The sequence below is a fragment of the Botrimarina sp. genome, assembly GCF_040219535.1.
In the GTDB taxonomy this organism is placed as follows: Bacteria; Planctomycetota; Planctomycetia; order Pirellulales; family Lacipirellulaceae; genus Botrimarina.
Window position 1 is genome coordinate 377,064 of record NZ_JAVJSH010000016.1, and the last position, 23,716, is coordinate 400,779.

Below are 23,716 nucleotides of genomic sequence, written 5' to 3' on the forward strand. Positions count from 1 at the left end.
CCGGTGGAGTTGCTGTCGCTCGAACCGTTGGCGTGGCTCGTCGCCCTGGTGGCGCTCGGCTTTGCCTTGCGGTGGAGCCTGGTGGACCAGCCGCTGGCGCGTCGCGTCGCGTCGGTCGCGCTGCGTGGCCTGGCGATCGTCGCCCTGGTGATCGGCCTGTGCCGGCCGTACTGGGTCACGCCGAGCGAGAGGATGCACGTGGCGTTCCTCGTCGACGCGAGCGACTCGGTCGACCTGTCGGGCATCGAACAGGCCGCGGAGCGAGTGCGAGAATCCCTCGAGCAGCTCCACGCCCAGGACACCTGGTCCCTGTTTGCGGTCGGCGCCGAGCTCCGCGAGCTGGAGTCGGCGGAGGAGCTTGCTGCCCTGGCCGACTCGTGGCGTGGCGGCGTCCAGGACGATCGCTTCCGCGGCGAATCGCGGCTCGCCGACGCGCTGCTCGGCGCGCGGCTCTCGTTCCCGGCCGGCTACGCGCGGCGGATGGTCGTCATGAGCGACGGACGCGCGACCGACGACGGGCTGCCGCGCGCGGTCGAGCAGCTCGCGGAAGAACGCACGCAGGTGCTCTTCGCTCCGCTGGCGGCCCTCGCCGACGCGGAGGCGGCCGTCGTGTCACTCGAGGCCGCCTCGCCGGTCGCTTTCAAGGGCGAAGTGGTCCGGCTCCGCGCGAAGCTCCGCGCCAACGCCGACATCCCCGCGACGGTCCGCATCCTGCACCGCGGCGTCGCGGTCCGTTCGGAGGAGGTGGCCCTCGCCGCCAACACGACGAGCCACGTCGAGTTCGACGTCGAGATGCAGTCGACCGGCCCCGCGCGGTACACCGCCGAGGTCGTTCCCGGCGCCGACCGTTTCCCCCTGAACAACCAAGCGGGCTGCACGATCGACGTCCGCGGCGAGCCGCGTGTGCTCGCCTTGCACAGCGAGCCCCGCGACCTGCGGCCGCTCGCGCGGGCGCTCGAGACGCAGGGCCTGGAGCTCGACGTGCGGGGCAAGCTGGGGCTGCCGACTTCGCTCGAAGAGCTGCTCTCGTTCGACGCGGTCGTGATCGCCGACCTGCCCGCGACCGACCTGTCGCCGCGCCAGATGCAGATGCTCAAGCGCTACGTGGTGGACTACGGCGGCGGCCTCGTGATGCTCGGGTCGGAGAACAGCTTTGGCCTCGGCGGCTATTTCAAGACGCCGGTCGAGGAAGTGCTCCCACTGGTTTCGCGATTCGAGAAAGAGAAGGAGAAGCCGTCGCTGGCGATGGTGCTCGTGATCGACAAGTCGGGCTCCATGCAGGGCGCGCCGATCGCGCTGGCGCGGCAGGCGGCCAAGGCGGCGGTCGAGCTGCTCTCCGCCCGCGACCTGATCGGCGTCGTCGGGTTCGACGGCGCGCCGCAGCTCGTGTGCGAGTTGCGCAGCGCGGCCGACGTCGACGCGGTGCAGTCGGCGATCGACTCGCTCGAGGCGGGCGGCGGCACCTACGTGTACCCCGCGATGGTCGAGGCCCGCGACATGCTCGAGGTTGCGCCGGCCAAGATCCGGCACATGATCGTGCTGAGCGACGGCCACACGCAGCCGGCCGACCACCAGTCGCTCGCGCAGGAGGCCGCCGACGCGGGCATCACCGTGTCGACGGTCGCCCTCGGCGGCGCCGACAAGCAGCTCCTCTCCAGCATCGCCGAGGCCGGCCGTGGCCGGTACTACGAGACCGACGACCCGGCCAACGTGCCCCAGATCTTCACCAAGGAAACGATGCAGGCGAGCAAGTCCGCCATCAAGGAGGACCTCTACGCGGCCGTGCTGACAGGCGACCACCCGATACTCGCCGGCGTGGTCGAGGACGAGCTCCCCTTTTCGCTCGGCTACGTGATGACCGAAACCAAGCCGACCGCGCAGCTCTTGATGGCGGCCGAGACCGGCGACCCCTTGATGGCCGTCGGGCGGTACGGGCTGGGCGCCGGCCTCGCCTACACGAGCGACCTCACCGAGCGGTGGGGAGGGGAGTGGCTCGCTTGGGATGGCGTCGGCAGGTTTTGGGCGCAGGTGCTCCGCGGCGTGTTACGCAAACGCGACGCCGACGGGATCGACCTCCGCACGTCCGCCGCCGAGAGCCTCTGGCGCATCGATATCGAGCGCTTCGAGGCGACCGGCTCGCCCGTAGCTGGCGTAGAGTGGGAAGCGGTCGTAACCGACCAGAACGACAAGGCGACGCCCGCCCGCGTCGAAGAAATCGGCCTGGGCCGCTACCGGATCGAGGTCCCGACCGACGGCGCCGAGCGGCTGAGCCTCCGCTTGCACGACACCGACTCCGACAAGCTGCGGGTCCTGCACTGGCGCCGGCCGTATCCCCGGGAATACTCGCTCACCGGCGGGGCCGATCCGTCGCTGGTCGCGTCGCGGGCGTTCGATCCCGGCGCGATCCGGCGCGACGTCGAGCCAGAGCCGAGCCGCCAGCCGGTCGCCCATTGGGCTTACCTGGCGGCTCTCGGCTTCTTGCTGGCCGGGTTGGTCGTCCGGCGCCTTTGAGAGCGAGGCTCGGCGACCGCCGTACCGGGGCGGGAGCCGGTAGTTTGTCAACGCCGGCGCCGGCGATTAGGGTGGTCCGGTTTATCGGGCGACAGCGCCCGCGGTGATCGGCACTGGGAACGGAGCTAAAGATGACGCGACAACGATTGATCCTTCTGGTGATCGCCGCCACGTGGGCGACAGCCGCCCAGGCGGGGCTCTCCCGCTTCGCTCAAGTCGCATCGGGCTTGAACTTGCCGGTGTACGTGACAGCCGCGCCGGGCGACGACTCGCGTCTGTTCGTGGTCGAACTCACCGGAGCGATCCGCGTGGTCAACGCGGAGACGGGCCAGGTCAACGCGACCCCGTTCTTGACGCTGCCCGACACGATCGCCAGCGGCGAAGGCGGGCTGCTCGGCCTCGCGTTCCACCCCGAGTACGAGACGAACGGGAAGTTCTATACCTATTCGACGGCCGACAACGGCGACGCGACCTTCGACGGCTCGCCGTCGCCGTTCAGCTCCCACGTGCGTGAGTTCACGGTCTCTTCGGACCCGGATGTGGCGAACCCGACCGGCCGCGAGATCATCAGCTGGGTGCAGCCCACGACGGTGCACAACGCCGGCTGGATCGGCTTCAACCCGAAGCTCGACGACTCGACCCCGCAGTACCTCCACATCGCGTCGGGCGACGGCGGGCGGTCCTCCCAGGCGCAGTCGCTCGATACGCCGTTGGGGGCGATTCTGCGTGTCGATGTCGACGCCGACGACTTCCCCGGCGACCCGGACCGCAACTACGCCGTGCCACCGACCAATCCCTTCGTGGGCGCCGTCGACGCGGACGAGACCCTCGCCTACGGCCTCCGCAACCCTTGGCGCTCGAGCTTCGACTCGCTGACCGGCGACCTGTGGATCGGCGACGTTGGCGCAGGCGAACGCGAAGAGATCGACCTGATCCCCGAGGGCACGAGCGGTCAGAACTTCGCTTGGCCCCGCCGCGAGGGGAGGATCGCCAACAACGGTGGTGAGCTGCTGCCGACCGACACCGAGCCTGTCTACGACTACGAGCACGGGACCGAGCCCTTCCAAGGGAACTCGGTGATCGGCGGCTACGTGTACCGCGGGCCCGACCCCGACCTTTACGGGACCTACGTGTTCGCCGACAACCGCCGACGCCGCGTGTGGACGTTCGACCCGGCCGACCCGGAGGGGACGGTTGCCCGGTGGGACAACGTGCTGCCCACTAGCCCCGGCACGCTCCGTGACCCGGTCTCGATGGGCACGGACAACCGGGGAAATCTCTACCTGGTCGACCTGCGCGAGGGGCTCTTCCGCATCGTGACCGACCGCCTGATCGACGGCGACTACGACGCCAACGGCGTGGTCGACCAGGACGACTACTCCCGCTTCGCGGAAGAGTTCGGCGAGCCCGCCGATCCCGGCGCCGACGGCAACGGCGACGGCGTCGTTAACGCGGCCGATTACACGATCTGGCGAGACAACCTCGGCGCCACCGTGGCGGACGTTGCGGCTCAGGACGCCGTGCCAGAGGCCACGGCTCTGTCGCTGGCGGTGTTGACGGTCGGAGGGGTCGCCGGGAGGGGGCGCCGTTTCCGCCGACGCTAGCGCGTGTCGCAACCGCCCCCGCCGCAACCGGGCCGCGTCATTCGGCCGCACCAGCGGCCGGGCCGCGTCCGCTCTCGCCACGCCGCCGTAGGTGAGCGTACAATTAAGTGAGGGCGACGATCGCGGCAGACGGGACGCCGGGGCCAGCCCTCTTCTCTTCTCGCGGGAGGACCTAGCAATGATCGGTCAAATCTTGGTCGGATTGGGCGGCAAGGGCGCCGATGGCGGCTGCTACACCGAGTCGGCCATCCGGATGGCGACCGACCTCGCCGTTCGCCACAACTCGTCGCTCACGGGCGTCACGGTGGCCGACCTCGCGCAGCTGCACCGGGTTGGGCCGGTGCCGATCGGGGCCGGCGCCGCGGCCGCCGAGATGCGCCAGCACCGCATCGACGAGACGCGCGACCGGGTCTCCGCGGCGATCGTCCACTTCGAGGAGGCTTGCCAGCAGGCCGGCCGCCCCTACACCGTGAAGCGGGAAGAGCGCAGCGAGGCGTTCGACTACTTGATCTCGCTCGCCCGCTACCACGACCTCACCGTGCTGGGCCTGCGTGGGCTGTTTGAGTTCGGCGTGGCCGGCGAGACCCACTACGACCCAGGCGACACGCTGTTGCGGCTCGTCACCGGGGGCGTGCGGCCGATCATCGCCACGGGCCCCGAGCACCGCGCGATCAACAAGGTGCTCGTCGCCTACAGCGGCTCGCCCCAGTCGGCGAAGACCATGCGGCGGTTCGTGCAGATGCGGGTGTGGCCCGACGCCGCGCTGCGGCTGGTCGCGTTCGGCGACGACCACGAGCGGCGGCAACGCCACCTGACCCACGCGGCCGCGTATTGCGAAGCACACGGCATCGAGGCCGAGCGGGACTACCGGCCCGGCGACCCGAAGACCGGCCTGCTCGAGGCCGCGCACGAGTGGGGCGCCGACCTTATCGTGATGGGCAACAGCCACCGCACGCTGATCAGCCGCAAGGTGCTCGGCGACACGGTGCTGCACACCATCCGCCACAGCGACCTGCCGATCTTCTTCGCGCAGTGAGACCGCGGGCGAACCTCCCGACGCTTCGTGCACCGCGGAGGGCGCGGGGATTGCAGAGCGGCCAAGAAACTCACCTGAGCCGCGACCACGAGTGACCGGCCGAGCGCGACGCAAGAGCCTCGGGTCGCTCGCCAGCGGCCGCCGCTCGGCGTTATCTCGGCTTGGTCGCTCGCTCCCTCCTTGCTTCTGTGGTGAGCCACGTCGGGCGGCCTTCGCGTTGATGCCGTCAGTCGTGTCCCTTTTCGCCGGCGGCGAGCTCGGGCGCCTCGAGTAGTCGGCACGCGTAGGTCTCGTCGCGGAGCACGCGGCCCTCGTGGCCCGGCGCGTCGGCGAAGTACTCGGTGCGGTCGCCGACGCCGTCGGTCGCGCGTTGCGAGCTGCGGTAGCGGAAGCCGACCCGGCGTCCGTCTTCCTCGGCCCACTCGAGGAAGATCACGCTGTGCCCCGAGCCCCCCTCGCGCCAAAGCTGCACGAAGTCGCCCGGCCGTGCTTCCTCGAGCGGCACGGCGCGGCCGATCCCCAGCGACTCGACCGCTAGGACTACCAGCGTGCGGTCGCCGCCCGGCGCGCCGTACCAGAGCTTGAGGAATCGCTTCAGGTCGTCGACCGACTTGTCCTCGAGCAGCCCCCGCTGGTCGGCGACACGCACGGCAACCGCGTACGTGTAGCCGCAGCAGAAGCTGCCCTCCTCGCACGCTTCGAGGAGTGTCTCGCCGCGGAAGGTGACCGCCTCGGTCACGCCCGACGCGCCGTCCTTCCAGTAGTAGCCGCCGCCGTCTGGGAACGACCGGGCGGCTTCGACGACGTCGTTCGCTTGGGCGAGGTTGGCGAGAAACAGCGTGAGGCAGGCGAGGGCGGGCCGCATAGTTCGAGCCGGTCCAAGGGGAACAGGGGAATTCATCGACCCAGCATGATAAACGGGCCGCCAAAGAGAAACTTCCACGCGACAACCGTGGCCCAGTGGATCAGCACGGCGGGCCAGATCGACTTCGACAGCACATAGCTCAATCCGCAAACCAGCCCCAACGCGAACACGATGACCAAGAACTCCGCCCGCCAAAACATCGGACGCGCGTGGGGAACGAACAGCCACGCGGCGAGCGGATGGGCGGCTGTGAACAGCGCGGTAGAGAACCCGATCGACGCCCAGGTTCGGCCCTCGAGCCGCCCGAGGCGCTCCGGGCTAATCAGCAGCCACCGCCAGAACAACTCTTCCACGAGTGAGGGGAGAAAAAAGAAACCCACGACCAACGCTGCCGATCGACCGACGGGACTGAACGTGGGCTCCAATCTGCCGAGTCCCGTCCCGAGGTACACGGCGGTCGCGAAGACGGCGTAAGCGGCGAACAACGCGGTCAGGCGCCAGCGCTCCAACCCCACAACACCCGCGCCCAGCGCTGGCACACGCTGTTTCAAAAGCGGCGGCAGTCCGAGTACGCTCACGCTAGACGAACCTCTCCCGTGCCCGTGATCCAGCGTGAAGCCTTCGGCGGGCGGCGAACCCTCGCCGAGACGCTCAGCAACTACGCACCGTTCTGCGTGTCGGGCCCTGAAGACGCAGGTTGCGCCGGTTCGACGGTCACGTGCGCGATGTTCATCAACGCGCAATGCTCGATGCCGTGATCGCTGCCCACGATCAAGAGTTCGTCGTAGACCATTCCCTGGTCGGGATGACGGACCTCGAAGGTCGAGCCGTTTGTGAGGTGAACCCTCATCGGCTGAAACGGCTGCCGCCGAAACAAGGCTCGCAGGTCATCGGAAGTCATCGCGGCGATCGAAGCGGTGTGCGAGGGTTGTCGGACCTTCCCTAACTAGACTAGCCGAAAATGCCGCCGAGGAGGGCCGCCTCAGGCGCCGAACTTTGTCAGCCGCCCCGCGTTCGCCAGGGCGAGCGTCATCAGGTGCTTGGCCTCGAATTGGCCCAGGCCGCCGGTCAGGCACTGCCGCTCGCCGAACGACTCGGCGCCGTCCGAGCGGCAGTTCTTCGCCCACAGCAGCGTCGGCACGGCGTGCCAACTGTGGCTGGACAGCATGCTCGGCGTGCTGTGGTCGCCGGTGGCGATGAACACGTCGGGGTGCATGTCCATGATCGCGGGGACGGCCGCGTCGTACTCCTCGGTGCGCCGGACCTTCGCGTCGAAGTCGCCGTCCTCGCCGGTGGAGTCGGTGTACTTGAAGTGGATGAAGAAGAAGTCGTACTTGTCCCAGTTCTCCTTCATCAGCGCGACCTGCTCGTCGAGCGACTGCGCGTCGCCCACGATGTCCATCCCCACGAGCGAAGCCAGCCCCTTGTACATCGGGTACACGGCGATCGCCGCCGCGTGCAGGCCGTAGACCTCCTCGAAGCTGGGGATCGACGGCTTGCCGGTGATGCCGCGCAGCGTGCAGCAGTTGGCCTTCTCCTCGTGGCTGAGCAGCTGCCGCACCTGCTTGACGAACTCGTCGCACACGCGGGCGGTCTTCTCGCTGCCCGGCTCGCGGGCCTCGGCCTTCAGCGGTGGCACGCCCGTCCGCTGCGGGTCGGTGTCCTCGACCTCGCCGCCCAGGTCGGGCCCCCGGAACACGACCACAAAGCGATGCTCCTTGACCGGCTTGACGATGACTTCGACCCCGTCGATCGACACCTCCTTCGCCAGCCGCTCGACGAGCGGCTTCGATTCCTCGCTCGGGATCCGCCCGGCGCGGCGGTCGGTGATGTTGCCGTCGGAGTCGACGGTGCAGAAGTTCGCCCGGATGGCGACATCGCCCTCCTCGAGCTTGAACCCGATGCCCGTCGCCTCGAGCGCGCCGCGGCCGATCAGGTACTCCACCGGGTCGTACCCGAACAGCCCCAGGTGGCCCGGCCCGCTCCCCGGCGAGATCCCCGGCGCAACGGGGATCGAGCTCCCCAGCACCCCCTCGCGCGCCAGCTTGTCCAGGTTGGGCGTGTTGGCGGTCTCGAGCTCGGTCTTCCCGCCCGGCTCCTGGGGCAGCCCCCCCAGGCCGTCGCCCACGTAGAGGACGATCTTCGTGTCGTTCTTCTGCAAAAGCGGGGCGATCAGCTTGTGGAGGTCCATTGGGCAGGCGCGAGGCTGGAGGCCGGAGGCGGGAGGGCACTAGCAGTACGCCCAATCGTCGGCGCCCCGGTCTGCCGGGCAAGACCCTGAGGCCCCTGCACGCCGCGTCGAACAGGAGCGACAAGGCCGCCGGGGCTCGCACCGCACCTCCGGTAGCGGCTCCGGAGTCGTGTCCGCACCTACGCTTTGGAGCTCGGCGGCCTAGGCGCTCACGGCGGCTTGGCGGTTAATCTCCCCATGCCAGAGAAGATAAACGTCGTGCTGATCGGCATGCCCGGCTCGGGCAAGAGCACGGTGGGCGTCGTGCTCGCGAAGCGAACCCGCCGCGGCTTCGTCGACGCCGATCTGGTCATCCAGCAGGCCGAGGGCCGCACGCTTCAAGAGATCGTCGATGCCGAAGGCGCCCACGCCCTCCGCGCGGCCGAGGAACGAGCCGTGCTGAGTCTCGCCGTCCGGGGGCACGTCATCGCGACCGGCGGCAGCGCGGTCTACAGCCGCGAGGGCATGGAGCACCTGGCCGCGTCGGGGCGGATCGTCTACCTGGCGGTCGATCTGCCAACGCTCCAGCAGCGGCTCGGCGACTACTCCCAGCGGGGCGTCGCGATGCGGGCCGGGCAGTCGCTGGCCGATCTGCTGGCCGAGCGCGACCCGCTCTACCGGCGGTGGGCCGACGCGACCGTCGACGCGACCGGGCCGACAACCGAAGCCGTCTGCGAGCGGATCGAGGCCGCTCTGGACGGCTGACCGGTCGGGCGTGCGGCGGTAGACTCGGGCCGTGCCGGCCGCCGGCCGCTCCCCCCGCCCCGAACCCTAGCTCGACCCATGGCTCTGCTTAAGTACGACCCGTCCGGCGCCCTGTTCGACCACGGGGGGACGTCGCCGATCGAGCTCGACGCGATCGCGCCGCGCCTGGAGTCGGCCCGCGCCGAGGTGCTCGCCGACGCAGACCTTTGGGCTCGCGGAGTGGAAACTCCGCCAGAGAAACAGCCGCTCGACGCGGGCTTCCACCGGCTGCCCGACCGGCTGCTGGCGGAACTCGCCGAGAAGGGCGCCGAGAGCGAGGTCGCCCGACTCCGCGCGACGGCCGACCGCCTGGCGGGCGACTGCAAGAGCGTGGTGGTGCTCGGGATCGGCGGCTCCTACATGGGCGCCCGCGCCCTGCTCGAGGCCTGTTGCCACCCGTACTACAACGAGGTCCCCGCCGGCGTCCGCGGCGGCCGGCCGCGAGTCTACTTCGAGGGGAACAACGTCGACAACGACGCGGCCAGCGGCCTGCTCCAGCTGCTGGGCACGCGCGACGAGCCTTGGGGCGTGGTCGTCATCTCCAAGTCGGGCGGAACGCTCGAAACGGCCGCCGCCACACGGATCTTCCTCCGCGCCCTGAGCGAGTCGGCCGGCGACAAGCTGCCCCAGCGATTCGTCCCCGTGACCGGCGCGAGCGGCAAGCTGTTCGACCTCTCCCAGGCGCTCGGCGCGCCGGAGGTCTACGAGGTTCCCGACGGCGTCGGCGGGCGGTTCAGCGTGCTCTCGGCGGTCGGCCTGCTGCCGGCGGCCCTGATGGGCCTCGACATCGAGAAGCTGCTGGCCGGCGCGAAGGCGATGAACGACCACTTCGAGTCCGCGCCGGTCGCGGAGAACGTGGTGCTGCAGTACGTGGGCGTGTGCCACTTGCTGGAGGAGACCGAGGAGTGTTCGACACGCGTGCTCAGCACCTGGGGCAAGCGGCTTGAAGCGACCGGCTTGTGGTACGACCAGTTGCTCGCCGAGAGCCTAGGAAAACAAGAGCAGGGCGCGTTGCCGCTGACAATCGTCAACACCCGCGACCTCCACAGCCGCGGCCAGCAGCACCAAGAGGGCCCGCGCGACAAGGTGATCACCAACGTCATTGTCCAGTCGCAAGACTCCGAGCCGCTCGCGATCGGCGAGCTGTCGCTCGGCGGGAGCGACTACAACCAAGACAAGCTCAACGAACTGTCCGGCAAGACGCTCCCCGAAGTTCTAAAAGCCGCCATCGCCGGAACGAACCAGGCCTACGCGGAAGACAACCGCCCCACGGCCGACATCGTCATGGACAGGCTGGACGAGCACACCATCGGACAGTTCTTGCAGATGATGATGCTCGCCACCGTGGTCGAAGGCCGCCTGATCGGCATCAACCCCTACGGCCAGCCGGGCGTGGAGGCTTACAAGAAGAACATGAACGCGATCCTGCGGGGGTAGAGATTTACCGCGGAGACGCGGAGGACGCGGAGGACGCGGAGAGTGTCATCGGTGTCAAAAGGTGAGGAGCATGAAATCGCGTTCATGCAGGCTTTTGTTGAAAAGCACCGCCAAGAGCGATACCTAGAACTTCGCGTAGAGAACCGCAAGAAATGGCTTGATCGGCTGAACCACATGTTGACTAACGAGCTGCGTAGCGACTTCATCGTTAGCGAGGAAATGGCGCAGAGAATGCTCGCCGAGCAAGACGTGACTCATGCCTGGCTATTCGCCGACGCATCGGACGCGGACATGGCGGAGTCGCCGCTCGACGCCGCGTTGCAAGAAATCAACCGGGCGAGCTTCGGGATCGTCGGATCGTTCATCCCAGGGCGGCTGGCGTGCTTCCGGCCGGAAGCCCCCAGCGGATCAATTTTGCTCTACCGGCAATAGTCGAATCTCTCCGCGTCCTCCGCGCCTCCGCGGTGAACCCCAACCCACCAACGAAGCATGCCCACCAAGCTCACCTGGTACGGCCACAACGCCTGGCTCCTCGAGACCGAGGGCTCGAAGGTCCTCATCGATCCATTCCTGAACGACTCGCCGACCTCCCCGGTCGAGGCCGACGCGGTCGGGTGCGACCATATCCTGCTGTCGCACGGGCACGGCGATCACCTGGGCGACACGGTCGCGATCGCCAAGCGGACCGGGGCGACGGTGGTCACGAACTTTGAGATCTCTCAGTGGCTCGCGGGGCAGGGCGTGCCGGCGGACTACGCGATCGGCATGAACCCCGGCGGCGGGGTCGACCTGCCGTTTGGGCGGGTCAAAATGACCATCGCCCACCACTCCAGCAGCTTCCCGGACGGCTCGTACGCGGGCGTGCCAATGGGGATGGTCGTTGAAACGGGCGGCAAGCGGGTCTACTTCGCGTGCGACACGTCGCTGTTCATGGACATGAAGGCCATCGGCGACGCGTCGCTCGGCGGCGCGCCGCTCGACCTGGCGGTGCTGCCGATCGGCGACCTGTTCACGATGGGCCCGGCCGACGCGGTCGAAGCGACCAAGCTGCTGGCCCCAGCCAAGGTCGCCCCGTGCCACTACAATACGTTCCCGCCGATCGAGCAGGACGCCACCGCGTGGGCGGAGCGAATCCGCCGGCACACGGTGGCCGAACCGGTCGTGCTCCAGCCGGGCGAGTCGATCGACCTGTAACACCGTCGCCAGAGACAGAACCCGTCCCCGCATTGCGGCAAAACAAGAACCCCTCCAACACAAGAAGGCCCCTATGTTCTCCACCCCCCACGCCGCGCGTGTGCTGACGCTGATCGCGGCCGTCGCCCCCCTCGCGGCGACCGCCGCGGAGCCGCTCGTGTGGAAGTGGGAAGAGGGCGAGTCGCAGCGGTACAAGTCGACCCAGTCGATGCAGATGACGATCAACGCGGGCCCCGCCGGCAAGGTGCAGACCGAGACCGAGACCACGATGGCGATGACTTGGTCCGCCAAAGAGGTCAAGCCCGACGACGCGGCCGTCCTCGAGCAGCAGGTGGAGCGCGTCGCCATGTCGATGCAGGGCCCGATGGGGCAGGGGATGAAGTACGACACCGCGTCCGACGCTCCGCCCAGCGGCATGGCGGCGATGATCGCCCCGACCTTCGAAGCGATGGTCGCCGCGCCGATCACGCTGACGATGCTCCCCACCGGCGAGATCACCGAGCTCTCGCTCCCCGAGGAGATGACCAACGCGATGGGCGCGATGCCCGGCGGGGCGGACATGAACCAGATGGTCAAGCAGTCGTCGCAGCAGGGGTTCGTCACCTTCCCCAAGGAGCCGCTCGAGGTGGGCCAGTCTTGGACGCGCCAAGCGACCGCGTCGACGCCGCAGATGGGCGAGCTCGTGACCACGACCACCTACACGTACAACGGCCCGAAGGAGGTCGACGGCAAGCAACTCGAGTCGATCGGCGTGACGCTCGACCTGGACAGCGGCAAGAACGGCGGCCAGGGCCAGATGCAGATGGACTTCAACACGGTCTCCTCCGACGGCGAGATCCTCTTCGACCGGGAGTCCGGCAAGATCGTCAGCAGCCGCCTCGACGCCGAGAACGAGATCACGATGACCATGGGCGCCCAGTCGATGACCAACAGCATGACCCAGCAGGTCCGGCTCGATGCGATCGGCGCGGACGAAGAGGTTGATTTCGGCGCCGGTGACGAGCAGCAAGAGCAAGAGCAAGCCCAACAGCCCGCGCCGGCCGGGACGGGCGACCAGTGAGCGGCGCGCAGGACCCCGCGGAATCCGAGTTCGAGGCCGTGCTTCGTGTAGGCGAATTGGCCGAGGGCGAAGGCCGCACCGTGCAGGTCGGCGACCGGTTGATCGCGCTCTTCCTGCACGGGGGCGAGTACCTCGCCATCGACGACCTCTGCCCCCACCAGGGCGCGTCGCTCGGGGCCGGCTGCGTGGTCGACGGCGCCGTTTCCTGCCCGTGGCACGGCTGGCGCTTCCGCCTGGAGGACGGCAAGTGGGCCGACAACCCACGGCTGGGGGTCGACACGTTCCCGACCCGCGTGGTCGGGGAGGAGGTCCAGGTGGCGAGCTCCCCGCGCCCCTCGGGAGAGGGCTAGAGCGGCGGTTTGGGCGACCGGACGCGACCGGACGCGGCCTTCGGGGCTCGCGGGTCGAACCGGGCGGCGGCGGTTGGTAAGATTCGGTGCTCGGCCCTCACCGGCCGCCCCCAACCCCCTGCTTGCCGCTCCGTCCCATGCTCCACAAGATGCTCCGGGCGAAGATCCACCGCGCCAGCGTGACGCGGTGCGACCCGGACTACGTCGGGTCGATCACGATCGACGCCGACCTGCTCGCCGCCAGCGGCATCCGCCCCAACGAGGCGGTGCTCGTCGTGGACATCGACAACGCGGCCCGCTTCGAGACCTACGTCATCCTGGGCGAGCCCGGGTCGGGTGAGATCGGCGTGAACGGCGCGGCGGCCAAGCTCGTCGAGCCGGGCCACAAGGTGATCATCTTGGCCTTCGGCTACCTCCACAGCGACCAGCTCGACGACCACAAGTCGCGAGTGGTCCTCGCCGAAGAGGGCAACCGCCCGGGCCAGTCGTTCGACTTGGCGAGCCGGCTGGAGGCGGGCGACCGGCGGCGGGACGACGGCCCCCGCTCCGACGCCTGAGAGCGGGGTCTTTGCCTCAGCCGACGTCCCCTCACACCACGCTCCGCCGGCCAACCCTCCGGCCTACAGCCTCCAGCCTCCAGCCTCTCCAACATGAAAATCGCTGTCATCGCCGGCGACGGCATCGGTCCCGAAGTGGTCGGCGCGTCGCTCGAAGTGCTGGAGGCGGCCGCCTCGGCCTCCGGACTCGAGTACCAGACGACCGACTTCCCGTTCTCGGCCGCGCACTTCCTCGAGACGGGCCACGTCCTCTCGGACGACGACGTCGCCACGCTCCGCGGCTACGACGCGATCCTCCTCGGCGCGGTCGGCGGGCTGCCCAACGATCCGCGCCTGGCCGGCGGGGTGATCGAGAAGGGCATCCTGCTCAAGCTGCGCTTCGAGCTCGACCAGTACATCAACCTCCGCCCGGTGCAGCTCTACCCCGGCATCCAGACGCCGCTGGCCGGCAAGACCGCCGAGGACATCGACTTCGTGTGCGTGCGCGAGAACACCGAGGACCTGTACTGCGGCGTCGGGGGCTTCGTCCGCAAGGGCACGCCGCAAGAGATCGCCAGCCAGACGATGATCGCCACACGGTTCGGGGTGGAGCGGTGCCTGCGGTACGCGTTCGACCTGGCGACCACCCGCGAGCGCCGCCACCTGACGCTCGTCCACAAGACGAACGTCCTCACCTACGCCGGCGAGACCTGGAACCGCGCGTTCAACGAGGTCGCCGAGGACTACCCGGGCGTCGAGACTGCGTACCACCACGTCGACGCGTGCTGCATGTACATGGTCACCAAGCCCGAGGCCTACGACGTGATCGTCGTGCCGAACATGTTCGGCGACATCATCACCGACCTCGGCGCGGCGATCGCCGGCGGCATGGGGATCGCCAGCAGCGGCAACCTGAACCCCGACGGCGCGGCGCCGGGCATGTTCGAGCCGGTCCACGGCTCGGCGCCGGACATCGCGGGCCAAAAGGTGGCCAACCCGATCGCCACGATCGATTCGCTCGGCCTGCTGCTGCGAGAAACGGGGCGGATCAAAGAGAACAAGGCCGCCGTCCAGGCCGGCGAGCGGGTCGGCGCCGCCGTGAGGGCGACCACCCCCAAGTTCGCCGGCAAGTCGCTCGACCGCAGCGGCTACGCGACCGACGAGGTCGGCAAGATGGTGATCGACGCGCTCTGATCCGCTTTCCGGGCTATCCTGGGGTAGCCCGGCCGGTCTTCATCGACTCACCTGGTCCTCCATCATCCGCCGCGCAGCGGCTTGGGCCTTGTCCCAGCGGCCGGCGCCGCAGTCGTCGCAGATGTCCTCAAGCCACTCGGCCTCGTGCGGAGGCAGCTCGCCCGCCTCGCGAGCCGCTTCGATTCTTCCGCGCACCTCTTCGACCCGGTCCGCCGACTGGCGGTTGCTCAGGGAGTAGACCGCCTTGGCGTACTCGTAGCCCGTAGGGCTGACCGGGCCGTAGCCGCAACCGGTGAGGGCCGCCACACAGAGCAGCGCCAGGGCGAGGAACCAACGTCGTGTCGTGTTGTCAGAGTTCACCGCTTGCCACCTCGTTCTCGCCGATGCTGCTGTACTCGGCCCACACGATCAGGCTGACGTCGTCCGTCACGAATCGGACCGACCCGTCGCCGAGGCCGACATTCCCGCCGCCGGGATGCTCGGAGTACATCTGCCCCACGTGGTAAGTCGGGAAGTTCACCGGGTGGATGATCGGCTGGCCGGTGATGTCCAGCTCGCCACCGGAGGGGCCGCCGTGAACCAGCACCAGGGTCGCCGCCGCGTCGGGCCCGTTTTCTGGCGACTGGAAGCCGGGGTGGGTGAACGCGCCCGGCACAACGCCCACCCAGGTCTTCTCGCTCAATAGCGACGAGTGCTCGCCGAAGAAGATCGTCTTGGAGAGCCCGTCGGTGACCTCCGCGTACTTGGTCTTCGAGTTGCGATAGAAGGGGCCGTCCGCCACGAGCGAAACATCGCCGTTGTGTGTCACAGTCACGGTCTCGCTCGTGTAGATGTCGACGAACACGGGCCCCGAAGCCGTCGCGCCGCACTCCCCCCAGCACGACTCTTGCCCGTGGCTCGCAACGTAATGAGATCGCGCGAGCAAGATCGGGCCGGTCCCCCGATCGACCTCCGCGCCTGCCTCGTCGCGCACGACCAGCGGTTCGGTCGGGCCGCTAGCGGAGGGGCAGAGAAACGTGCCGATGGTGGTCCGCACCAGGTCCGCATGGCCGGGCGCCCAGATCGGTTCGTCGAAACGCATAGCGAGCGAGACCACGCCCTCTTCGAGGTAGGGCAGCAGATGCGCGCCCCACCCCCAGCCGGGCGGGGCGTCCCAGGTGTCCGGGTCGCGCTGGTCGGAACGGGTGTCCGCCACGTAGCCTGGCGGCAGCAGCTTATGCGCCGACTCGTAATTTTGCGTGGCCAAGCCTATCTGCCGGAGATTGTTCGTACACTGCGACCTCCGCGCCGCCTCGCGCGCCGCCTGAACCGCGGGCAGCAGCAGCGCGATCAGCACGCCGACGATCGCGATCACGACCAACAACTCGACCAGAGTAAACGCCGACGGTTGCGATCGCTTGCTCACGGCGCGGCCCCGTTTTGTAACTTTGGCTAAATCTGCGACGCCCGAAGTGTAGCCAAGGTGAAAATCCTGGCAACCGGCCAGGCCGAGAATTTTTCGCCTCTGCTAAAAATCCGAACACGCAGGGGGAGGACCGAATGAGCGACCCGACGAACGACCCTCGCCATCTGGCGTGCGTCGGGGCGAGCGTCACCTTCGGGAGGGGCTTGGCCGACCGCCGCAAGGAGTGCTACCCGGCCGTGCTCCAGCGGCTGCTCGACAGCCGCGTCGGCGAAGGCGCCTGGCGGGTACGCAACTTCGGCTACAGCGGCGCGACTGCCAGCCGGGGCTCGAACGAGCCCTATTGGGACACGCCGAGCTTCACCTCGGCCACCCGTTTCGCGCCGCACGCGGCGATCGTCATGCTCGGCACGAACGACGCCCAGTTCGCCAACGCCGCCGCCCGGGCGTCGCTGCCGCGCGACTTGGCCGATCTGGTCGGCCACTTCCGCGGCCTGGGGGCCGAGGTTTTGTTGAGCGACCCGCCGCCGGCCTTCCCGCCGGTCGCCGAGATCGACTTCGACGCGCTGCGGGACGTGGTTCGGCCGGCGATCCGGCGGGTAGCGGCGGAGAGGGAGGTCCCGCTCGTCGATTTCCTCACGCCGCTGGCCGGCCGCCGCGAAGATTTCCCCGACGGCCTCCACCCGACCGCCGCGGTAGCCGAGTCGATCGCCCACATCGCGCTGGCCGCCCTCGTCAAGGAAGGAATCGCCCGGTAACCGCCGGCGCGGTGCGGCCAGACGTAACTCTTTCTTGACCCTCGTGTTATGGCGTGATGCAATAGCCATAGCGCTCGGGGGCCGTCAGGGGCCGCTACGCCCCGGCCGCTGCCCCCCCTTACGAGGCGCCACGTGACGCGAAACCGCCGCTACCTCTTGCTGCCTTCCCGCCAGCCCCTCGGCCGGCGGGGCCTGACGCTCGTCGAGATGCTCGTCGCGATCTCGATCTCGCTGTTGATGATGGCGGCCGTCGTCACCGTGTTCGCGAACATCAGCGGCAGCATCTCGCGCCGCCGGGCGACGATCGAAATGGCGTCGTCGCTCCGCTCGGTCCGCGAAACCCTCGCCCGCGACCTGGCCGGCGCGACCTGCCCGGCCGTGCCGGACCAGCGCCCCGAGTCGAACCACGGCTACCTCGAGATCATCGAGGGCCCGCAGAACGACTTCTACCCGACCCCTTGGATCTGGGACGGCGACAACGACGGCGTCGGCGATCCGATCAGCAACACGCCGGGCGTCGACCTGTCGCTCTCGTCGCTGCCGGGCAGCAACCTCCGCCACGCCGGCACGCCCGACGACGAGGAGGGCGCCGGCCTCACCGTTGGCCCGAACCAACCCCTGCCCGAGGAAGCCCCGACCGACGCCCGCGGCCTGGGCGACGGCGACGACATCCTCATGCTCACGGTGCGGAACGAGACCGACCCGTTCGTCGGGCGGATCCCGCTCCGCAGCGGCCCCGGCGCGCCGAGCAACACGGCGTTCCCGCTATGGCAAGCCGAGGAGGTCGAGTCCCAACTGGCCGAGGTCGCGTGGTTCGCGGTCGAGAACCCGGTCGAACGCTCCGGCGCGCAGACGTTCGCCTTCGGCGAGCCCGGCTACCGCACGATCTACCGCCGCGCGTTGTTGATCTTGCCGGATCTGGACTACCGGATCGACGTGACCGAGTCGGGCGTCGACTACGGGAACCAGAACACGACCGCGGGGCGGCTCGCCGGACCCGGCGTGGTGCGGGTGCTCGCTCCCGCCATCGGGCGGCCGGATGTGTCGCAGGCTCTGGCCAGCCTGATTGCCTTCCAAGAGCAGTACGACCTTTCTGTGCACCTCGAATGGGACCCCCTACTGCCGGATTCGACGCTCGACGACGCACGCGACGCGCCCGGCAGATGGGTCATCCGAGCCAACACGCTGGGCTCGCTGACCAAGCGAGAGAACCGGTACGAGCACCACGGCTATGTCGGCGAATCGCTGGCGCCGCAGGCGGTAATCGACTTGTACGTCGCTTCCAACCTGGCGCCCAGTTACCGGGCTTTTCCGTACCCGGTGGCCTCCGGCGGCCGGTTCAACGCCGGGCCGATAGGTCTGAGTTTCGTCAACGATATCGAGGTCCCCCCGCCGGGCGACCCCGCCGCTTTCCGCAGCGTCGTGGCGCCGATCCCCGGCGCGGGATCGGCTCGGTCGGTCGTGGCCTACGAGCCGACCGATGACCAGATCCTCGCCCAGAACCGCCGCTACAGCGTGAGGCCATTCGTCGTTCCCAATTACGAAACCGACACGCCGGCCACCGCCCGGGCGATCCTCAACGAGGACGGCCACGTCGTCCACGTGACCCGCGGCCTCGCGCCGCTGGGCGGCGCGCGCCGCGGCGACGACGTGATGCTCACCGGCGCGCTCGCGTTCGACCTGCGGGTCTACGACCCCGGCGCGCCGGTCTACGCCTACTACACCGACGCGGCGAACAGCCAACCGGTCCAGCTCGACCAGACGATCGAGCCGAGCGACCCGGCTTGGGCGAGCGCGTTCAACGCCGATGCGCCGTGGTGGCTCAACGCGGGCGCGACTCCGCCGCTCGACCCGATCGGCAACCTCTCGCCGACGACCGTCGTGCCGTTCGTGTTCCAGCGCCGCGGCGCGTACGTCGACCTCGGTTACGGCTCGACCTTCCTGACCCCCTCGGGCGCCGCGGCCAACATCGGGACCGTCCTCCCGGCGCAGCGGTTCTTCCCCCGGTCGGGCAACCAAGCGCTCTTCGCGACCTCGCCGGTGGCCCAGACGATGCGTTTCTTCACCGACGGGGCGATCCGCACGCCGGGCAGCGCCGACCTCACGACGTTCTACCGCACGTACGACACGTGGAGCTGGCACTACGAGACCAACGGCCTCAACGAAGACCGCGACAGCGAGAATGTCGGCGGCGTGCTCCGGCCCATGATCGACGAAGGGACCAACGGCTTCGACGACCTCGACCCCACCGACAGCGGCGACCTGCTCATTGCCGAAGCGTCGGACCGACGCTTCAACGGCCCCGACGACCCGGCCGAACGCGAGGCCCCGCCACCTTACGAGACGGCCCTACGCGGAGTTCAGGCGATGCTGCGGGTCTACGAGCCCGACAGCCGCCAGATCCGCGAGGTGCGGGTGCGTGAGTCGTTCCTGCCGGAGTAGGAAGAGTCGTCGTCGGCCAGCAGCAGGAACGCGCGAGTGCACACGATCCGGCTACGCGCCGCTTGGCGGCTCAGCGACGGCCACGCCATCCGGTCGTTCAATCGGCCGACCGGGCTCGACCGGGGCCAGACGGTCTGGCTCGCGTGGGACGGCGCCGCTCAGGCGGCCGCTCTGAACGGGGAGCCGCTCGACCCGACCGCCGGCCGGCACGACGTGACTGTCCGCCTCCGGCCAGGTGCGAACGAGCTCCGCCTTCGCGGCGCCGACGCGGCGGTGCTAGAGTCGACCCGGCTGGAGATCGAAGCGATCTAGGACGCGGATCAACGCGGATCGAGCGAATGCACGCCGATGGCGCCGCGGTCAATCGGCCCCCGCTAACAATCAGCGTGAATCCCAATCAGCGTGAATCCGACCAATCCGCGTGTCTCCGCGTCCCGTTCTTCCCGAAAACCGACTCACCCAGTCGCCCACCTGGAAAGAGGGCGATGGTCGAACCTTGGGCGGTTTCGAGTTCCTGGACCGCGGCTCAGAGGTACTCGTTGATCACGTTCTCGAACAGCTCTTGCTGGCCGCTGCGGTTGGGGGCCGCGTCGCCCTTGTCGAGCATGACCTTCTCGAGCGACGCGAAGTCGTGCTTGCCCGCTTCGATCTCGGCGCCCAGGCCGCTGTCCCAGCTCGCATACCGCTCGCGGACCATCTCTTCCAGCCGCCCGTCGGCGCGCATCGCCGCGGCGACCTTCAGCCCCCGGGCGAACACGTCCATGCCCCCGATGTGCGCGTAGAACAGGTCGATCGGCTCGTGGCTCTCGCGGCGCAGCTTCGCGTCGAAGTTGACGCCGCCGGTGGTGAACCCGCCCCACTTGAGGATCGAGTGCATGCACGCGGCGGTCTCGTACACGTTGGAGGGGAATTGGTCGGTGTCCCAGCCGAGCAGCAGGTCGCCCGTGTTGGCGTCGATCGAGCCCAGCACGCCGGCCGCTCCGGCGACCTCTAGCTCGTGGTGCATCGTGTGGCCCGCGAGCGTGGCGTGGTTCGTTTCGAGGTTGAGCTTGAACCGGTCGATCAGGTTGAACTGCCGCAAGAAGTTGATGCACGCGGCCGCGTCGGAGTCGTACTGGTGCTTGGTCGGCTCTTTGGGCTTGGGCTCGATGTAGAAAGGCTTGTCGAAGCCGATCGACTTCGCGTAGTCGACGGCCATGTGGAAGAAGCGGGCGAGGTTCTCTTGCTCGCGCTTCAGGTCGGTGTTCCACAGACACTGGTAACCCTCGCGGCCGCCCCAGAACGTGTAGCCGCCGCCCCCCAGCTCGTGGGTCACCTCGATCGCCTTCTTGACCTGCGCGGCCGCGTAGGCGAACGCCTCGGCGTTGCAGCTCGTGGCCGCGCCGTGCATGTACCGCGGGTTGCTGAACAGGTTGGCGGTGCCCCAGAGGAGCTTCACGCCGGTCCGCTCCTGCTCTTCTTTCAGGACCTTGACGACCGCGTCGAGGTTCTTGTGGCTCTCGGCCAGCGTGGCGCCCTCGGGCGCGACGTCGCGGTCGTGGAACGCGTAGTGCGGCACGCCCAGCTTCTGGAAGAACTCGAAGGCCGCGCGGACCCGGTTTTGGGCGTTCTCGACGGTCTCGGAGTCGTCGTCCCAGGGCCGCTGCCACGTGCCGGGGCCGAACGGGTCGGCGCCGCGGCCGCGGAACGTGTGCCAGTAAACGACCGAGAACCGCAGGTGGTCCCGCATCGTTTTGCCCTCGACGACGGCGTCGGCGTCGTAGTGCTTGAAGGCCAGCGGGTTGCGGCTCTCGGGCCCCTCGAAAGCGATCGGGGCGGTGACTTCGGGGAACGCGGTCATCGTGGTCGGCCGTGGGAGGAGACGAACAGTCGATCGGGCACGGACACCCGCAGGCGGCGGGTTGGGTGAGGAGTGTAACAGATCGACCGAATGTTGCGCCAGGTGGGCGTATCGGCCGGTGAATAGGGCGCCGGTTGTTCGACGGCCTGGGGGCTTCCGCTTAGAGTGCAGGTGCTCGGCGTAAGGTCCCGTCGCGGGCCGGAGCGAGCCCAGCGAAACTCAAGAACGGCGGAGATTAATACGTGGATTTTTTGCGACGCACTCGGGCGGCAGGGCTGGTTTTCGTGCTCTGTCTATTGGGTGAACCGGCGAGCGGCACGATCTTGCGCATCTCGACAACGCTCGGCAATATCGACGTAAGGATGTTCGACACCGCCACGCCTCAGAGCGTGCAGAACTTCCTGAATTACGTGAACGATGGGGACCTTGTCGGCTCGTTCTTCCACCGCGCCCCACTGCAGCCCCGCGTCGACGCCGAGGGGGAATTCGTTCGCGACAACGAGGGGCAGATAATTTTCGACACCTTTGTGGTGCAGGGGGGCGGCTTCACCTACACCGACGAAGGGGGCCTGGGGAATGTGCCGACGGATCCCCCCGTGGTCAACGAACCGGGGCTAACCAATCTTCCCGGCACGATCGCGTACGCGAAAGTCGGCGGAAACCCCAATAGCGCGACCAGCGGGTTCTTCTTCAACACGATCGACAACAGCGAGAACCTCGACGCTCAGAACGGGGGGTTCACCGTGTTCGCACGAATCGTCCGGGGCGAGTCGGTGCTCAACGCGATTGCCGCGCTAGACAAGTTCGACGTTGATGGTCAGTCGGGGTCGACATTCGATAACGTGCCGCTGCTCAACAACGGGGGCTCGCTCGAAAACAATCTGATCTATGTCACTGGCGCCACGGTTCTGGGTTTCTCGCCCGGCGACTACACGCTCAATGGAACGGTCGACAGCGCCGACCTGGCGCGGTGGCAAAGCCACTACGGCGCCAGCCTGCGGATCGAGGATCACGCGAACGGGTCCCCGATCACGCTGATGGCCGCCGACGGCAACGGCGACGGCGTCGTCGATGCGGCCGATTACACAATCTGGCGCGACGCCTACGGCAGCGCATCGGCCGCGGTCGCGGCGCCAGAGCCCTCGGCGGCGATGATGCTCGCCGCCGCGTCGGTCGCAGCGGCCGCACGCCGCCGCAGCCGGTAAAAAAAGCGCGACCTCGGTCGAGCCGGCTACTCACCGACTAGCTGCGGCGGCCAGGGGCAAACAAGCCGCCGCAGCAAAGATCGACCGAGGCCACGCGGGCCACCCGATACCGAAGCACGCAACGTGCCAGCTTCGATTGGCCGACGCGTCCCGTTGTTGGATTCCTGTTAGGCGTTCGTCACAAACGACTTAACGCCACGCCGCGCGTATTCTCAAAGCGAGACCGGCCCCGGCGACCTGCCGGCGGGGGCCGAGTGGCGTTGCACTTTTCAACGGACTGCCGAAACCTGCCCGGCCCCCGCAGGGGGCTCGCCGTAGCGAGCCCCGGCGTGTCTCATACCGGGACGCGCCCCTGAAAGCCCCCACCAGGCTGGCGGCATTGATCCGGTGGGGTCGGCGCCTTAACACGAGCGTGGGCGGCGCCCGAGCCGCCGACCTTCCTCCCCCTCGTCGGATCCGGCCATGGATGCGCCCCATCGCGTCGTTGCAATCGGTCCCCACCGTGTCGGCGGCGGATCGCCGCTGCTGGTCATCGCCGGGCCGTGCGTGATCGAAAGCGAAGAACTCACGCTGCGGATCGGACATTCGCTCGCCGAGCTGAGCGCGGCGCGGGGCGTGCAGCTCGTGTTCAAGGCCTCGTTCGACAAAGCCAACCGCACGAGCCTCGACGCGTACCGCGGCCCCGGTCTCGAAGAGGGCCTCCGGATCCTCGCCCGCGTCCGCGAGGCGACCGGCCTGCCGGTCACGACCGACATCCACGAGCCCGGCCAAGCCGCCGCCGTGGGCGAGGTCTGCGACCTGCTGCAGATCCCCGCGTTCCTGGCCAGGCAGACCGACCTGCTCGCCGCTGCCGCAGCGACCGGACGCGCGGTCAACGTCAAGAAGGGCCAGTTCATGGCGCCCAGCGACATGCGGCACGTGGTCGCGAAGCTCGTCGGCAGCGGCTGCCGCGACGTGCTCTTGTGCGAGCGCGGCACCTTCTTCGGATACGGCCGGCTGGTGAACGACTTCCGCTCTATTCCCGAGATGCAGGCCCTCGGCGCGCCGGTCGTGTACGACGCCACGCACAGCGTGCAGGAGCCCGGCGCGGCCGGAGGCAAGCTCGGCGGCGGCGCCACCGGCGGGCGACGCGACATGGTCGAGCCGCTCGCCAGGGCGGCGGTCGCCGCGGGCGCCGACGCGGTCTTCTGCGAGACCCACCCCGACCCCGATAGCTCGCCCAGCGACGGCGCCAACATGGTTCCGCTGAGCCGTTTGCCCGCACTGGTCGATCGGCTCCTCGCGATCCGAGAGGCCGCCGGCCTATGA

Annotated in this window: 23 protein-coding genes; 16 read left to right on the forward strand and 7 right to left on the reverse strand. The window is 68.7% G+C overall.

Annotation, left to right across the window (positions count from 1 at the left end; genetic code table 11):
* The first annotated feature begins 3 nt into the window (after positions 1 to 3).
* From RIC11_RS09445 to RIC11_RS09455, 3 genes are all read left to right on the forward strand, one after another.
* On the forward strand, positions 4 to 2,511 hold the full coding sequence (locus RIC11_RS09445; protein WP_350210605.1) for a VWA domain-containing protein: 2,508 nt from the start codon (positions 4 to 6) through the stop codon (positions 2,509 to 2,511).
* Positions 2,512 to 2,642: 131 nt separating this feature from the next.
* The gene (locus tag RIC11_RS09450; RefSeq protein ID WP_350210606.1) at positions 2,643 to 4,115 is read left to right on the forward strand and encodes a PQQ-dependent sugar dehydrogenase; all 1,473 of its coding nucleotides are present in this window, start codon (positions 2,643 to 2,645) and stop codon (positions 4,113 to 4,115) included.
* 178 nt (positions 4,116 to 4,293) lie between these two features.
* Positions 4,294 to 5,151, forward strand: a complete 858-nt coding sequence (locus RIC11_RS09455) for a universal stress protein (protein WP_350210608.1) — start codon at positions 4,294 to 4,296, stop codon at positions 5,149 to 5,151.
* 226 nt (positions 5,152 to 5,377) lie between these two features.
* Here the strand turns inward: RIC11_RS09455 and RIC11_RS09460 are convergent, their stop codons facing one another.
* The 4 genes from RIC11_RS09460 to RIC11_RS09475 all read right to left on the reverse strand — a co-directional run bounded on the left by RIC11_RS09460 (position 5,378) and on the right by RIC11_RS09475 (position 8,207).
* Positions 5,378 to 6,016, reverse strand: a complete 639-nt coding sequence (locus tag RIC11_RS09460) for a hypothetical protein (RefSeq protein WP_350210610.1) — start codon at positions 6,014 to 6,016, stop codon at positions 5,378 to 5,380.
* A 32-nt stretch (positions 6,017 to 6,048) separates the two neighbouring features.
* Entirely contained in the window at positions 6,049 to 6,594 is a 546-nt protein-coding gene (locus RIC11_RS09465) for a CPBP family glutamic-type intramembrane protease (protein WP_350210612.1), read from the reverse strand.
* 80 nt (positions 6,595 to 6,674) lie between these two features.
* Positions 6,675 to 6,917: a hypothetical protein gene (locus RIC11_RS09470; RefSeq protein ID WP_350210613.1), complete on the reverse strand. Its 243-nt coding sequence runs from the start codon at positions 6,915 to 6,917 to the stop codon at positions 6,675 to 6,677.
* Positions 6,918 to 6,998: 81 nt separating this feature from the next.
* Positions 6,999 to 8,207, reverse strand: a complete 1,209-nt coding sequence (locus tag RIC11_RS09475) for a 2,3-bisphosphoglycerate-independent phosphoglycerate mutase (protein WP_350210614.1) — start codon at positions 8,205 to 8,207, stop codon at positions 6,999 to 7,001.
* Positions 8,208 to 8,444: 237 nt separating this feature from the next.
* On the opposite strand from RIC11_RS09475, the gene RIC11_RS09480 reads away from it, so the two are divergent.
* The 8 genes from RIC11_RS09480 (at position 8,445) to RIC11_RS09515 (ending at position 14,761) form a co-directional block, all read left to right on the forward strand.
* The gene (locus RIC11_RS09480) at positions 8,445 to 8,951 is read left to right on the forward strand and encodes a shikimate kinase (protein WP_350210616.1); all 507 of its coding nucleotides are present in this window, start codon (positions 8,445 to 8,447) and stop codon (positions 8,949 to 8,951) included.
* Positions 8,952 to 9,029: 78 nt separating this feature from the next.
* Positions 9,030 to 10,427, forward strand: coding sequence for a phosphoglucose isomerase-related protein (locus tag RIC11_RS09485; protein WP_350210618.1), 1,398 nt, complete (start codon positions 9,030 to 9,032; stop codon positions 10,425 to 10,427).
* 51 nt (positions 10,428 to 10,478) lie between these two features.
* The gene (locus tag RIC11_RS09490; RefSeq protein ID WP_350210620.1) at positions 10,479 to 10,859 is read left to right on the forward strand and encodes a hypothetical protein; all 381 of its coding nucleotides are present in this window, start codon (positions 10,479 to 10,481) and stop codon (positions 10,857 to 10,859) included.
* A gap of 57 nt (positions 10,860 to 10,916) precedes the next feature.
* Positions 10,917 to 11,621 (forward strand): metal-dependent hydrolase, encoded by a 705-nt coding sequence (locus tag RIC11_RS09495; protein ID WP_350210622.1) that lies wholly within the window; start codon positions 10,917 to 10,919, stop codon positions 11,619 to 11,621.
* A 73-nt stretch (positions 11,622 to 11,694) separates the two neighbouring features.
* Positions 11,695 to 12,681: a DUF6263 family protein gene (locus tag RIC11_RS09500; RefSeq protein ID WP_350210624.1), complete on the forward strand. Its 987-nt coding sequence runs from the start codon at positions 11,695 to 11,697 to the stop codon at positions 12,679 to 12,681.
* 38 nt (positions 12,682 to 12,719) lie between these two features.
* Entirely contained in the window at positions 12,720 to 13,031 is a 312-nt protein-coding gene (locus RIC11_RS09505) for a Rieske (2Fe-2S) protein (RefSeq protein ID WP_350210625.1), read from the forward strand.
* A gap of 137 nt (positions 13,032 to 13,168) precedes the next feature.
* Positions 13,169 to 13,588 carry an aspartate 1-decarboxylase gene (gene panD / locus RIC11_RS09510; RefSeq protein ID WP_350210627.1) on the forward strand — a complete coding sequence of 140 codons (420 nt, stop codon included), beginning with the start codon at positions 13,169 to 13,171 and terminating at the stop codon, positions 13,586 to 13,588.
* A gap of 93 nt (positions 13,589 to 13,681) precedes the next feature.
* On the forward strand, positions 13,682 to 14,761 hold the full coding sequence (locus tag RIC11_RS09515) for a 3-isopropylmalate dehydrogenase (RefSeq protein ID WP_350210629.1): 1,080 nt from the start codon (positions 13,682 to 13,684) through the stop codon (positions 14,759 to 14,761).
* 39 nt (positions 14,762 to 14,800) lie between these two features.
* Here the strand turns inward: RIC11_RS09515 and RIC11_RS09520 are convergent, their stop codons facing one another.
* Both RIC11_RS09520 and RIC11_RS09525 read right to left on the reverse strand, forming a co-directional pair.
* The gene (locus tag RIC11_RS09520; protein ID WP_350210631.1) at positions 14,801 to 15,121 is read right to left on the reverse strand and encodes a hypothetical protein; all 321 of its coding nucleotides are present in this window, start codon (positions 15,119 to 15,121) and stop codon (positions 14,801 to 14,803) included.
* Entirely contained in the window at positions 15,111 to 16,166 is a 1,056-nt protein-coding gene (locus tag RIC11_RS09525) for a DUF1559 family PulG-like putative transporter (RefSeq protein ID WP_350210633.1), read from the reverse strand. Before RIC11_RS09525 ends, RIC11_RS09520 begins: the two co-directional genes overlap by 11 nt.
* A 134-nt stretch (positions 16,167 to 16,300) precedes the next feature.
* Between RIC11_RS09525 and RIC11_RS09530 the strand changes: the two genes are divergently transcribed.
* From RIC11_RS09530 to RIC11_RS09540, 3 genes are all read left to right on the forward strand, one after another.
* Positions 16,301 to 16,921 carry a GDSL-type esterase/lipase family protein gene (locus tag RIC11_RS09530; RefSeq protein ID WP_350210635.1) on the forward strand — a complete coding sequence of 207 codons (621 nt, stop codon included), beginning with the start codon at positions 16,301 to 16,303 and terminating at the stop codon, positions 16,919 to 16,921.
* Positions 16,922 to 17,053: 132 nt separating this feature from the next.
* Positions 17,054 to 19,363, forward strand: coding sequence for a PilW family protein (locus RIC11_RS09535; protein ID WP_350210636.1), 2,310 nt, complete (start codon positions 17,054 to 17,056; stop codon positions 19,361 to 19,363).
* Positions 19,364 to 19,399: 36 nt separating this feature from the next.
* Positions 19,400 to 19,675 (forward strand): hypothetical protein, encoded by a 276-nt coding sequence (locus RIC11_RS09540; protein ID WP_350210638.1) that lies wholly within the window; start codon positions 19,400 to 19,402, stop codon positions 19,673 to 19,675.
* Between the two features lie 214 nt (positions 19,676 to 19,889).
* Here the strand turns inward: RIC11_RS09540 and xylA are convergent, their stop codons facing one another.
* A complete protein-coding gene (gene xylA / locus RIC11_RS09545) occupies positions 19,890 to 21,203 on the reverse strand; it encodes a xylose isomerase (protein ID WP_350210640.1) in 1,314 nt (437 codons plus the stop codon).
* A gap of 323 nt (positions 21,204 to 21,526) precedes the next feature.
* Here xylA and RIC11_RS09550 point away from each other — a divergent pair, with 323 nt between their 5' ends.
* Both RIC11_RS09550 and kdsA read left to right on the forward strand, forming a co-directional pair.
* Positions 21,527 to 22,408 (forward strand): peptidylprolyl isomerase, encoded by an 882-nt coding sequence (locus RIC11_RS09550; protein WP_350210641.1) that lies wholly within the window; start codon positions 21,527 to 21,529, stop codon positions 22,406 to 22,408.
* Positions 22,409 to 22,870: 462 nt separating this feature from the next.
* Entirely contained in the window at positions 22,871 to 23,716 is an 846-nt protein-coding gene (kdsA, locus tag RIC11_RS09555) for a 3-deoxy-8-phosphooctulonate synthase (protein ID WP_350210643.1), read from the forward strand.